Source organism: Mycobacterium sp. DHQP2018-32-09, assembly GCF_058148405.1.
Map to the genome: position 1 here is coordinate 23,067 of NZ_JBYVYK010000058.1, position 13,453 is coordinate 36,519.

Sequence of the window (13,453 nt, forward strand, 5' to 3'; positions counted from 1 at the left end):
ATGTGATTCACTGACTGCCGGGTCGGGCTGACGAAGAGGTGGGCATGAGGGTGCTTTCGGTGCTGGTGCGCATGGGGTGTGCGGTGGTGTGCGCGGTGGCGTGTGCGACCGTTCTGGCGATCGCGGCACCGCAGCGCGCGCACGCCGAGGGCGTCGAGATGCTGATGGTGCCCTCGGCGGCCATGGGCCGCGACATCCCGGTGGCCTTCCAGGGCGGTGGCCCCCACGCGGTGGTGTTGCTGGACGCGTTCAACGGCGGTCCCGACGTGAGCAACTGGGTGGGTGCCGGCGCGTTCGGCACCCTCGCCGGCCGCGGCATCTCGGTGGCCGCCCCTGCGGGCGGCGCCTGGAGCATGTACACCAACTGGGAGGCCGACGGCACCAAGCAGTGGGAGACGTTCCTGGCCAGCGAACTGCCCGACTGGCTCGCGGCCAACAAGGGGCTGGCCCCCTCGGGGCACGGCATCGTGGGTGCCGCGCAGGGCGGGACGGCCGCGGTGACCATGGCGGCGTTCCACCCCGAGCGGTACCGCTACGCGGGCTCGCTGTCGGGTTTCATGACGCCGTCGTCGACGAGCATGAACGGTGCCATCACGGCGGGCCTGGCGCAGTTCGGCGGCGTGAACACCCAGGCGATGTGGGGTGCGGCGCAGCTGGGCCGGTGGAAGTGGCACGACCCGGACGTGCACGTAAGCCTGTTGTCCGACAACAACACTCGACTGTGGGTCTTCAGCCCGAGCACGCTCACGTGCAGCGACCCGGCCGCGATGATCGGCTACTGCGACCAGGCCGCGGGCAGCAACCGCGCCTTCTATCAGCACTACCGCGCCGTCGGCGGCCACAACGGGCACTTCGACTTCCCGGCGGGCGGGCAGCACGACTGGGGTACCTGGGGCCCGCAGCTGGCGGCGATGTCGGGTGACCTCGTCGCGGCGATCGCCTAGCCGTCCCGCCCCGGCCGGGCGCGTCGGGCGGGTTGTCGGCAAACGCGTTTCGGAGGCACTGCGGCGCGGGCCGGTACGTTGGACGGCGTGTGCGCAGCGGGATGCCCGACCACGGGCCCGACACCGGGATCGGCACGGCAACGACGCCGTGCGCCCCGTCACGTCGCGATCCCGCTGACGCTGGCGCTGGCGGTGACCGTCGTCTCGGTTGCCGCGTGCGACATGGGCGGCGACGACGTGACCGAGACCATGGGCCGCTCGACGGTGCCGTCGTCGGGGCCGTCGGACGCCCAGCCCATCGCGCAACTGCCGCGACCTCCCGGCGGCAGCATCGCGTCCGCCATGACCGTGAGCCCGCACCAGCGCGCGTACCTCGATGCGCTGGGCGCCGCGGGTGTCGATCCGTCCAGTGAGCTGGTGGCGCTGAGCATCGGGTCCTACGTCTGCCAGGCCCGCCGGGCGCACCAGAGCGATCAGGCCGTGTGGGACTTCGTGCTGCCGATGGTGCGCGACGACGTGCGCGACACCACTCCCGGCAACGACCCGATACCCGTCGGTCAGGTCGACTCGGTGACCGCCGACTACATTCGCATCGCGACCGACCGACTCTGCTAGCAGGAGACCTCACAGCCCATGGCCACCAACAGCCGACGCAAACGCCATCGCATCCTCGCCGTGGCGGCGGCAGGCGCCGTCGCCGTGCTCGTCGCCGTCGTGGTCGCCGCGGTCGTGGTGTGGCTGCGTCAGCCCGACACCCCGCCGCAGGCGACGCAGCCCACGGGCCAGCAGCCGGGCGGCGTGCCGCCCACCGGCAAGCCGCGCCCGGAGTCCCAGGACGCGAGCTGCCCCGACGTGCAGATGATCTCGATTCCCGGCACGTGGGAGTCGTCGCCGCAGCTGGATCCGGTGAACCCGACGCAGTTCCCCATCGCGTTGCTGCTCAACGTCACCAACCCCGTCCGCGGGGACTTCGACGACGGCAGGCTCGCGGTGTGGACCACGCCGTACACGGCCCAGTTCCACAATCCGTTCGCGCAGGACAAGCAGATGTCCTACAACGAGAGCCGCGCGCAGGGCACGCAGGCGACGGTCGCGGAGATCAAGCGCGTCAACGAGGCGTGCCCGTTGACGAGCTTCGTCATCGTCGGTTTCTCGCAGGGCGCGGTGATCGCCGGTGACATCGCCAGCGACATCGGCAACGGCCGCGGCCCCATCGACCAGGACCTGGTGCTGGGCGTGACGTTGATCGCCGACGGCCGCCGCCAGGACAGCGTGGGGCAGGACATCGGTCCCAACCCGCCGGGGCAGGGGGCGGAGATCACGCTCGCCGAGGTGCCGCTGCTCAAGCAACTCGGCCTGGAGATGACGGGACCGCGTCCCGGCGGGTTCGGCATGCTCAACGACCGCGTGAACCAGATCTGTGCCTCCGGTGACCTGATCTGCGCGGCGCCCGAGGGGGCGTTCTCCATCACGAACCTGCCGCAGACGTTGGCGACGTTGTCGGGCGGCGCGGGTCAGCCCGTGCACGCGATGTACAACACGCCGCAGTTCTGGAGCCTGGACGGGCAGACCGCCACGCAGTGGACGCAGAACTGGGCGCGGGGGCTCATCGACAATGCGCCGCACCCGAAGCATGGGTGATTTGTCGTCGTTCGACGCGGTCACCTAACATTAAGAGAAAAGTAAGAAGACGCGGCCGTTGGTCGCATCGGACGCAGCGGTCGACCGACCGCAGGGTGTCGCCTCGACGATCCCCGGGACCTGCCCGCCGGCCCGGTAGGATCTTCGAGGTTTGGCACCTGCGGGCATGGCTTGGCTCGGACGACGAGCGCCGCCCCTGGGCATGCCCGTCGGTCGGACAGGAGAGTTAGATGGCGTTTTACAACCCGTTCCTCAAGGACGGTTTGCTGAAGTTCCCGGACAACGGCAGCTTGGTCAAGCACGTCGAGAAGTGGGCGAAGGTCCGCGGCGACAAGCTGGCCTACCGCTTCCTCGACTTCTCCACCGAGCGCGACGGCGTCGCCCGCGAGCTGAACTGGGCCGACTTCGGCGCCCGCAACCGTGCCGTCGGTGCGCGGCTGCAGCAGGTCACCCAGCCCGGTGACCGCGTCGCCATCCTGTGCCCGCAGAATCTCGACTACGTCGTCGCCATGTTCGGCACGCTGTACTCGGGCCGCATCGCGGTGCCGCTGTTCGACCCCAACGAGCCGGGCCACGTGGGCCGGCTGCACGCCGTGCTCGACGACTGCACGCCGACGGCGATCCTCACCACCACCGAGTCGGCCGAGGGCGTCCGCAAGTTCTTCCGCAGCCGCCCGGCCAAGGAACGTCCGCGCGTGATCGCCGTCGACGCCGTGCCCGACGAGGTGGGTGCCACCTGGGAGCCGGTCGAGGTCGACGCCGAGACCATCGCCTATTTGCAGTACACCTCGGGCTCGACCCGGATCCCCACGGGCGTGCAGATCACCCACCTGAACCTGGCGACCAACGTGGTGCAGGTGATCGAGGCCCTCGACGGCGAGGAAGGCGACCGCGGCTGCTCGTGGCTGCCGTTCTTCCACGACATGGGCCTGATCACCGCGCTGCTGGCACCGATGGTGGGTTACTACTTCACGTTCATGACGCCCGCGGCGTTCGTCCGCAGGCCCGAGCGCTGGATCCGCGAGATGTCGCGCAAGCCCGGCGACACCGGCGGCGTCATCTCGGTGGCGCCGAACTTCGCCTTCGACCACGCCGCGGCGCGCGGCCTGCCCAAGGAGGGCGACCCGCCGTTGGACATGTCCAACGTCAAGGCCATCCTCAACGGCAGCGAACCCATCTCGGCGGCCACCGTGCGCCGGTTCAACGAGGCGTTCGGCCCGTACGGCTTCAAGCCCGCCGCCATCAAGCCGTCCTACGGCCTGGCCGAGGCCACGCTGTTCGTCTCCACCACTCCGATGGGTGACGAGCCCCGGATCACCCACGTCGACCGCGAGGCGCTCAACACCGGCACCTTCGTCGAGGTCCCCGCCGACTCGCCCAAGGCCGTGGCCCAGGCGGGCGCGGGCAAGGTCGGCATCGCCGAATGGGCCGTGATCGTCGACGCCGAGACCGCGTCCGAGCTGCCCGACGGCCAGATCGGCGAGATCTGGATCAGCGGCCAGAACATGGGCACCGGCTACTGGGGCAAGCCCCAGGAGACCATCGAGGTGTTCAAGAACACGCTGAAGTCGCGGACCGACCCGTCGCACGCCGAGCGCGCCGAGGACGACGCGACCTGGGTGCGCACCGGCGACTACGGCGCCTACTACGACGGCGAGCTCTACATCACCGGCCGCGTCAAGGACCTCGTCATCATCGACGGGCGCAACCACTACCCGCAGGACCTGGAGTACTCGGCGCAGGAGGCCACCAAGGCGCTGCGCGTCGGGTACGTCGCCGCGTTCTCGGTGCCGGCCAACCAGCTTCCCGACGAGGTGTTCGCCAACGCCCACTCGGGGCTCAAGCGCGATCCCGACGACACCAGCGAGCAGCTGGTGATCGTGGGCGAGCGGGCGCCCGGGGCGCACAAGCTCGATCCGGGCCCCGTCATCGACGACATCCGAGCGGCGATCGCGGTGCGCCACGGCGTCACGGTGCGCGACGTGCTGCTGACCGCGGCCGGCGCGATTCCCCGCACCTCCAGCGGCAAGATCGGCCGGCGTGCCTGCCGCGCCGCCTACCTCGACGGCAGTCTGCGCGCCGGAAAGATCGCCAACGACTTCCCCGACGCAGCCGACTAGAGCATCGGCCACCTGGCCACCACGGCGAAAGTGAACGAACATGACTGACTCGCACGACGATTCGTTGACCCCGCCGGAGCCGGCGCCCGTGCTGTCGGAGGCGGTGGCCGAGCAGCACGGCCAACCGAGCCGCACGCACGTGACGGTGCCGGAACTGCGCACCTGGATGCGCAACTGGGTGGCCAACGCGACCAACACCTCGCCCGACGCCGTCAACGAGTCGGCGCCGTTGACCGAGCTGGGCATGGCGTCGCGCGATGCGGTGGCGATGGCCAGCGACATCGAGGACTACACGGGCGTGGTCGTGACGGCCACCATGGCGTTCCGGCATCCCACCATCGAGTCGTTGGCGACGGTCATCGTCGAGGGCGAGCCGGAGGTCGACGCGACGGGCGACGACACGGACTGGTCGCGCGACGTCGACGAGGACCGGTACAACATCGCGATCGTCGGCATCGGCACGCGCTTCCCCGGCGACATGAACACCCCCGACGAGATGTGGGCGGCGCTGCTGGAGGGCCGCGACGCGATCACCGACCTCCCGGAGGGACGCTGGGCGGAGTTCACCAGCGAGCCGCGCGTCGCCGAGCGCGTCGCGAAGGCCCGCACCCGCGGCGGCTACCTGTCGGACATCAAGGGTTTCGACGCCGAGTTCTTCGCGCTGTCGAAGATGGAGGCCGACAACATCGATCCGCAGCAGCGGATGGCGCTGGAGTTGACGTGGGAGGCGTTGGAGCACGCCAGGATTCCCGCGTCGAGCCTGCGCGGCAAGAACGTCGGCGTCTACATCGGCAGCTCGGTCAATGACTACATGTTCATGTCGGTCGCCGACCCGGCGGTCGCGCACCCGTACGCCATCACCGGCAACTCGAGTGCGGTGATCGCCAACCGCGTGTCGTACTTCTACGACTTCCGCGGCCCGTCGATGTCGATCGACACCGCGTGTTCGTCGTCGTTGGTGGCGGCGCACGAGGGCATCAAGGCGCTGCGCGCCGGTGATGCCGACGTGGTGCTGGCCGGCGGCGTCAACGCGCTCATCACGCCACTGGTGACGCTGGGTTTCGACGAGGTGGGCGGGGTGCTCGCACCCGACGGCCGGATCAAGTCGTTCTCGCAGGACGCCGACGGGTACGCGCGTTCCGAGGGCGGCGGCATGGTGGTGCTCAAGCGCCTCGCCGACGCCCGCCGCGACGGCGACGACATCCTGGCGATCATCGCCGGCGGTGCGGTCAACCACGACGGTCGCTCCAACGGCATGCTCGCGCCCAACCCGGACGCGCAGGAAGCGGTGCTGCGCAAGGCCTATCAGGACGCCGGCATCGATCCGCGCACGGTCGACTACGTCGAGGCGCACGGCACCGGCACCATCCTCGGCGATCCGATCGAGGCCGACGCCCTCGGTCGCGTGATCGGCCGCGGCCGGCCCGCGGACCGGCCCGCGCTGCTGGGTGCGGTGAAGTCCAACGTGGGACATCTCGAGTCGGCCGCCGGCGCGGCGAGCCTGGCGAAGATGGCGCTGTCGCTGAAGAACGGCAAGCTGCCGCCCTCGATCAACTACACCGGGCCCAACCCGTACATCGACTTCGACGCCGAGCGCCTCAAGGTCAACGACGTCGTCAGCGACTGGCCGCGGTACAGCGGTCACGCCATCGCGGGTGTGTCGGGCTTCGGCTTCGGCGGCGCCAACGCCCACCTGGTGCTGCGCGAGGTGCTGCCCAGCGATCTGGTGGAGCCCGAGATCGAGCCCGACGTGGCGGTGGTGACGCCGGCCAACGGGGAGGCGCAGGCCACCTACGTCGGCGGTGTCCGGATGGACGAGTACGGCGAGTTCATCCACGACGACGATTCCTCCGGCGCTGCTTACGGCGACGGTGACCTGGATCGCCCCGCCGCCGCAGCCGACGACGAGCCGGAACTGCCCGGGCTCACCGACGAGGCGCTGCGGTTGTTGGCCGTCGCGCGTGAGGAACTCGAGGCCAAGGAGCCCGTCACGCCGATCGTGCCGCTGGCCGTCTCGGGGTTCCTGACGTCGCGCAAGAAGGCCACCGCCGCCGAGTTGGCGGACTGGATCGAGAGCCCCGAGGGGCAGGCGACGCCGCTCGAGGACATCGGCCGCGCGTTGTCGCGGCGCAATCACGGCCGCTCGCGCGCGGTGGTGCTGGCCCACGATCACGCCGAGGCCGTCAAGGGGCTGCGTGCCATCGCCGAGGGCAAGCAGACGCCGCTGGTGATCTCCGCGGACGGTCCGGTCAGCAACGGCCCGGTGTGGGTGCTCGCGGGATTCGGTGCGCAGCACCGCAAGATGGGCAAGAGCCTGTACCTGCGCAACGACACGTTCGCCGAGTGGATCAACAAGGTCGACGCCTACGTCCAGGACGAGCGCGGGCACTCGGTGCTCGAACTCATCCTCGACGACGCCATCGACTACACCGACGAGACCACCGAGCTGCCCATCGAGAAGGTGCAGCTGGTCATCTTCGCGATCCAGGTGGCCCTCGGCGAGCTGCTGAAGGCGCACGGCGCGAAACCTGGTGCGGTCATTGGCCAGTCGCTCGGCGAGGCGGCTGCCGCGTACTTCTCCGGCGGCCTGTCGCTGGAGGACGCCACCCGCACCATCTGCTCGCGCGCCCACCTCATGGGTGAGGGCGAGGCGATGCTGTTCGGCGAGTACATCCGGCTGATGGCGCTGGTGGAGTACTCGCCCGACGAGATCAAGACGGTTTTCTCCGACTTCCCGGACCTCGAGGTGTGCGTCTACGCCGCCCCGACGCAGACCGTGATCGGCGGTCCGCCGGATCAGGTCGACGCGATCATCGCCAGGGCCGAGGCCGAGGGCAAGTTCGCCCGCAAGTTCCAGACCAAGGGGGCCAGCCACACGCAGCAGATGGATCCGCTGCTGGGTGAGTTGTCCGCCGAGATCCAGGGCATCGTGGCGCATCCGCTGCAGACGGCCTACTACTCGACCGTGCACGAGGGGCAGTTGATCCGTGCGGGCGCGGAGCCCATCCACGACGTCGAGTATTGGAAGAAGGGGTTGCGGCACAGCGTGTACTTCACGCACGGCATCCGCAACGCCGTCGACAACGGGCACACCACGTTCTTGGAGTTGGCCCCGAATCCCGTGGCACTCATGCAGGTTGGCTTGACGACGGCTTCCGCCGGACTCCACGACGGCCAACTCATTGCGACGCTGGCGCGCAAGCAGGACGAGGTCGACTCGATGACCACGGCCATGGCGCAGCTGTTCGTGCACGGCCACGACCTGGACTTCCCGACGCTGTTCGAGCGCGGTGCGTACGCGAACATCCCGCCCACGCGGTTCCGGCGCAAGCCGCACTGGCTGGACGTGCACTTCGCCGGTGACAGTGCCGCCGTGCTGCCCGGCAGCCACGTGGCGACGCCCGACGGCAGGCACGTGTGGGAGTATGCGCCGCGCGGCGCCGTGGACCTCGCCTCCCTGGTGAAGACCGCTGCGACGCAGGTACTTCCGGATGCCGCCCTCACGGCGTTCGAGCAGCGCGCGGTACCCGCCGACGACGCGCGGCTGGTGACGACGCTGACCCGGCACCCCGGTGGGGCGACCGTGCAGGTGCACGCGCGCATCCAGGATTCGTTCACGCTGGTGTACGACGCGATCGTCACGCGCGGCGGCGCTCCCAGTGCGCTGCCCGCGGCGGCGCCGGCAGGCACCGCGGTCGCCACCGATGCGGCGGCCGCGCAGGCCGCGCCTGCCGAGGAGCCCGCCGACGCGCAGCCCGATGCGGCGATCCTGCAGGACAACCTGACCGCGGGTGCGGGTCTGGCGGCCGGCTTCGCCAAGTGGTCGCCGGACTCCGGCGAGACCATCGGGCAGCGTCTCGGCGCGATCGTCGGCGGTGCGATGGGGTACGAGCCCGAGGACCTGCCGTGGGAGGTGCCGCTCATCGAACTGGGTCTGGACTCGTTGATGGCGGTGCGCATCAAGAACCGCGTCGAGTACGACTTCGACCTGCCGCCGATCCAGCTCACGGCGGTGCGCGACGCGAACCTGTACGCGGTGGAGAAGCTCATCCAGTACGCGATCGAGCATCGCGACGAGGTGGACCAGCTCGCCGAGTCGCAGAAGGGGCAGTCCGCCGAAGAGATCGCCGCGGCGCAGGCCGAGCTGATGGGCGGCGCCTCGACCGTCGCCGAACTGGAGGCCAAGCTCGCCGAGGCGGGGCATCCGTTGGGCGACAAGACGGATCAGGCTGCGGATCAGGCTGCGAATCCGAAGGCTGCGGATCCGGTCACCGCCGTGGCGACCGATGCCGCTGCCGCGCAGCAGGTTCCGGCGCCACCGACGAATCCCGCCGGGCCCGCTGTCCCCGCGCCTCCGACGAACCCCGCCGGACCGGCCGTCCCCGCGCCTCCGACGAACCCCGCCGGACCGTCCGCCGAGGCCAAGCAGAACGCCGCCAAGGCGGCCGCCTCGGTGCTGACGCAGGAGGCCGTCACCGAGGCACTCGGCGCCGACGTGCCCCCGCGCGACGCCGCCGAGCGCGTCACGTTCGCGACGTGGGCCATCGTCACCGGGAAGTCGCCGGGCGGCATCTTCAACGAGCTGCCCGCCATCGACGACGCCGCGGCCGAGAAGATGGCGCAGCGCCTGTCCGAGCGCGCCGACGGCACCATCACCGCCGAGCAGGTGAAGGCCGCGCGCACCATCCAGGACCTGGCGACCCCGGTCCGCGAGCAGATGGACGCCGGCGAACTCGACGGCTTCGTGCGCACCATCCGGGCCAGGCCCGAGGGTTCCACGCGCGTCCCGGTGTTCGTGTTCCACCCGGCCGGCGGCTCCACCACGGTCTACGAACCGCTGCTCAAGCGGCTGCCCGCGGACACCCCGATGTACGGGTTCGAACGGGTGGAGGGCACGGTCGAGGAACGCGCCGCGGCGTACCTGCCCAAGCTGATGGAAATCCAGGGCAAGGGCCCGTACGTGCTGGTCGGCTGGTCGCTGGGCGGTGCGTTGGCGTACGCGTGCGCCATCGGGCTCAAGCGGGCGGGTGCCGACGTGCGCTTCGTCGGGCTCATCGACATGGTGCGTCCCGGCGAAGAGGTGCCGCAGACCAAGGAGGAGACGCGGGCCCGGTGGGATCGCTACGCCCTGTTCGCGCAGCGCACCTTCAACGTCGAGATCCCGGAGATCCCCTACGAGGACCTCGAGGCGCTCGACGACGAGGGTCAGGTGCGGTTCGTCCTGGACGCGGTGAAGGAGGCCGGGGTCGACATCCCCGGCGGCATCATCGAGCACCAGCGCACGTCCTACCTGGACAACCGCCTGCTCGAGACGGCCGAGATCCAGCCGTACGACGGCCACGTCACGCTGTACATGGCCGATCGCTACCACGACGACGCCATCTTCTTCGAGCCGCGCTACGCCATCCGGCAACCCGACGGCGGCTGGGGCGAATTCGTCGAGGACCTGGAGATCGTGCCCATCGGGGGCGAGCACATCCAGGCCATCGACGAGCCGTACATTGCGAAGGTCGGGGCGCACCTGAGCGCAGCGATCAACCAGGTCGAGAGCGAGAGTGAGGCGAAGTGACCGACACGCCGACCGCGAGCAGGGCGCACACGACCGCCGAGAAGCTGGCCGAACTCCGCGAAAAGCTGGAGCTGGCCCAGGATCCCGGCGACGAGAAGGCCAAGGCCCGGCGCGACAAGAAGGGCATTCCCAGTGCCCGCGCCCGCATCCACGCGCTGCTGGACCCGGGCACGTTCTTCGAGATCGGCGCGCTGGCGCGCACGCCGGGGGACCCGAACGCGTTCTTCGGCGACGGCGTGGTCACCGGCCACGGCACCATCAACGGCCGGCCGGTGGGCGTGTTCAGTCACGACCAGACGGTGTTCCAGGGTTCCGTCGGTGAGATGTTCGGCCGCAAGGTGGCCAAGCTGATGGAGTGGGTCGCCATGGTGGGCTGCCCCATCATCGGCATCAACGACTCGGCCGGCGCCCGCATCCAGGACACGGCGACGTCGCTGGCGTGGTACGCCGAGCTGGGCCGGCGGCACGAGATGCTGCGCGGCCTGGTGCCGGAGATCTCGCTGATCTTCGGCAAGTGCGCGGGCGGCGCGGTGTACTCGCCCATCCAGACCGACCTGGTCGTCGCGGTGCGCGACCAGGGGTACATGTTCATCACCGGGCCCGACGTCATCAAGGACGTCACGGGCGAGGACGTCTCCTTCGACGAGCTGGGCGGCGCCGACGTGCAGGCGCAGCGCGGCAACATCCACAAGGTGGTGGAGTCCGAGGCGGCCGCCTACCAGTACGTGCGGGACTATCTGAGCTTCCTGCCCGCCAACCACTTCGACGACGCGCCGATCGTCAACCCGGGCCTGGAGCCGGAGTACACGTCGTCGGACTACGAACTCGACACCATCGTGCCGGATTCGGACAACCAGGCCTACGACATGCACGAGATCCTGCTGCGCATCTTCGACGACGGCGACGTCTTCGAGATCGCCGATCAGCGCAGCCCGTCGATGATCACGGCGTTCGCCCGCGTCGACGGCAGGCCGGTGGGCGTCGTCGCCAACCAGCCGCTGCACATGTCGGGTGCCGTCGGCAACGAGGCCTCCGACAAGGCCGCCGGCTTCATCCGGTTCTGCGACTCGTTCAACCTGCCGCTGGTGTTCGTCGTCGACACCCCGGGTGCCATGCCCGGTGTCGAGGAGGAGAAGGGCGGCATCATCAAGCGCGGTGGCCGGTTCTTCAACGCCATCGTGGAGGCCGACGTCCCGAAGGTGACGATCGTGGTGCGCAAGGCGTACGGCGGCGGTTACGCGGTGATGGGCTCCAAGCAGCTGTCGGCCGACCTCAACTACGCGTGGCCCACGGCGCGCATCGCGGTGATCGGCGCGGAGGGTGCGGCGCAGTTGCTGGTCAAGCGGTTGGCAGGGCTGCCGGAGGAGGAGGTCGCGAAGATTCGCGCCGACTTCATCGAGGGGTACAACACCAACCTGGCCGTGCCGTGGACGGCCGCCGAGCGCGGGTACATCGACGGTGTCATCGAGCCGCACGAGACCCGGTTGCTGATCCGCAAGTCGCTGCGACTGCTGCGTGACAAGCAGAACGTCAACAAGGTGCAGCGCAAGCACGGCCTGACCCCGCTGTAGGCCGTTAGTATTCGGCCCATGCCGCTTGCCGAAGGCGAGGTGATCGCCGGATACCGAATCGTGGGCTCCCTCGGTGCCGGCGGCATGGGCGAGGTGTATCTCGCCCAGCATCCGCGCCTGCCGCGTTACGACGCGCTGAAGCTGTTGACGCCGTCGGTGTGCTGTGACGCCGAGTACCGGGAACGGTTCAACCGCGAGGCCGAGATCGCCGGGAGCCTGTGGCACCCGCACATCGTGTCGATCCACGATCGCGGTGACGTGGACGGTCAGCTGTGGATCGCGATGGACTACGTCGACGGCATCGACGCGGGGCGATTGCTGTCCGAGCAGTACCCGTCGGGCATGCCGCACGACCTGGTGGTGCGTCTGGTCACCGCGGTGGGGGAGGCGCTGGACCACGCGCACGGCAAGGGTCTGACGCATCGCGACATCAAGCCGGCCAACGTCCTGGTGGCCAATCCGGGTACCGACGACGAGCGCATCATGTTGGCCGACTTCGGCATTGCGCGGCGGCTGGACGACTCGTCGAACCTGACGGGCACCAACATGACGGTGGGCACGGTGGCCTACGCGGCACCGGAACAGCTCACCGGGGAGGTCGTCGACGGACGTGCCGATCAATACGCACTGGCTGCCACGGCGTATCAATTACTCACCGGCACACCGCCGTTCCAGCATTCGAACCCGGCGGTGGTGATCAGCCAGCACCTCACCGCCACGCCGCCGCCCATCGGGGAGAAGCGGCCCGAACTGGCCAGTCTGGGACCGGTGTTCGACAAGGCGCTGGCCAAGTCCCCACGGGACCGGTTCGACCGGTGCGTCGACTTCGCCAGGGCGCTCGGACATGGCATGGGGGCGTTGGACCACGACGGCGGAGCGACGGTGGCCGCGCAGGCGGCCACGTCGGGGCCGCGGCATGCGCGGCCCGTGACGCCGAAGGGACGGTCACGGCGCCGGTACGTCGTGGCGGCCGTGGTGGCCGTCGTGGTGCTGGGTCTCATCGGGGCGGTGGCGGTGCTGGCGTTCGACGACGAGCGGCACGGAACGTCCGCCGCGCAGGCGCCGTCGGTGCCCGTCGTGGTGGTGGGCGCGGATTGCGCGACGCTGGGGGCGGCGGGTGTCACCGAGAAGGGGGCCCCGGCGTACTGCGCGCGGATGCCGTCGTCGGATTCCGACCTGTGGTCGCTGTACGAGGGCACCATCGCGTCGCCGACGGTGCGGACGAGCGCGGGTGAACCGTCGGCGCCGCCGGAGGTGCTGGTGTGCATGCAGCAGACGGGCGACACCAGAGCCGGCTGCAGCAGCGACATCGCGCGCGAGAACGCCGATCCCGCGGCCAACGACAACGTGCAGCCGACGCCCTAGAACGCCGGCGGCGACGTCTCCTCGGACCGGCCCCGGGCGCGCGTTCCGCGGCGCTCAGGCTCGGCTGCCGGATGCTCCGTTCGCGCCCGCATTTCCCGAATTGCCCTGCTGGCCAGTGCTTCCCGCCGCACCCTTGGCGCCGGCCTTGCCGTTGGTGCCGATGGTCCGTCCGCCTGCGCCGCCTGCGCCGCCCGCTCCGGCATCGCCGCCACGGCCGCCAGAGCCGCCCGCGCCGCCGCTGCC

At 70.1% G+C, this 13,453-nt stretch carries 7 protein-coding genes and 1 pseudogene; 7 read left to right on the forward strand and 1 reads right to left on the reverse strand.

The window, feature by feature from the left end; translation table 11 throughout:
• Nucleotides 1-44 precede the first annotated feature (44 nt).
• The 7 genes from AC30CM_RS23130 to AC30CM_RS23160 all read left to right on the forward strand — a co-directional run bounded on the left by AC30CM_RS23130 (nt 45) and on the right by AC30CM_RS23160 (nt 13,210).
• A complete protein-coding gene (locus AC30CM_RS23130; protein WP_490119255.1) occupies nt 45-944 on the forward strand; it encodes an alpha/beta hydrolase-fold protein in 900 nt (299 codons plus the stop codon).
• A gap of 87 nt (nt 945-1,031) precedes the next feature.
• Entirely contained in the window at nt 1,032-1,559 is a 528-nt protein-coding gene (locus AC30CM_RS23135; RefSeq protein WP_490119256.1) for a DUF732 domain-containing protein, read from the forward strand.
• An 18-nt stretch (nt 1,560-1,577) separates the two neighbouring features.
• Nucleotides 1,578-2,585 carry a carboxylesterase Culp6 gene (gene culp6 / locus AC30CM_RS23140; RefSeq protein WP_490119257.1) on the forward strand — a complete coding sequence of 336 codons (1,008 nt, stop codon included), beginning with the start codon at nt 1,578-1,580 and terminating at the stop codon, nt 2,583-2,585.
• A gap of 230 nt (nt 2,586-2,815) precedes the next feature.
• Entirely contained in the window at nt 2,816-4,705 is a 1,890-nt protein-coding gene (gene fadD32 / locus AC30CM_RS23145; protein ID WP_490119258.1) for a long-chain-fatty-acid--AMP ligase FadD32, read from the forward strand.
• Nucleotides 4,706-4,745: 40 nt separating this feature from the next.
• Nucleotides 4,746-10,274 (forward strand): polyketide synthase Pks13, encoded by a 5,529-nt coding sequence (pks13, locus tag AC30CM_RS23150; protein WP_490119259.1) that lies wholly within the window; start codon nt 4,746-4,748, stop codon nt 10,272-10,274.
• The gene (locus AC30CM_RS23155) at nt 10,271-11,845 is read left to right on the forward strand and encodes an acyl-CoA carboxylase subunit beta (protein ID WP_490119260.1); all 1,575 of its coding nucleotides are present in this window, start codon (nt 10,271-10,273) and stop codon (nt 11,843-11,845) included. Before pks13 ends, AC30CM_RS23155 begins: the two co-directional genes overlap by 4 nt.
• Before the next feature lie 18 nt (nt 11,846-11,863).
• On the forward strand, nt 11,864-13,210 hold the full coding sequence (locus AC30CM_RS23160) for a serine/threonine-protein kinase (protein WP_490119261.1): 1,347 nt from the start codon (nt 11,864-11,866) through the stop codon (nt 13,208-13,210).
• Between the two features lie 54 nt (nt 13,211-13,264).
• Here the strand turns inward: AC30CM_RS23160 and AC30CM_RS23165 are convergent.
• Nucleotides 13,265-13,453, reverse strand: a pseudogene (locus tag AC30CM_RS23165) (exosporium protein); the annotation flags it as partial.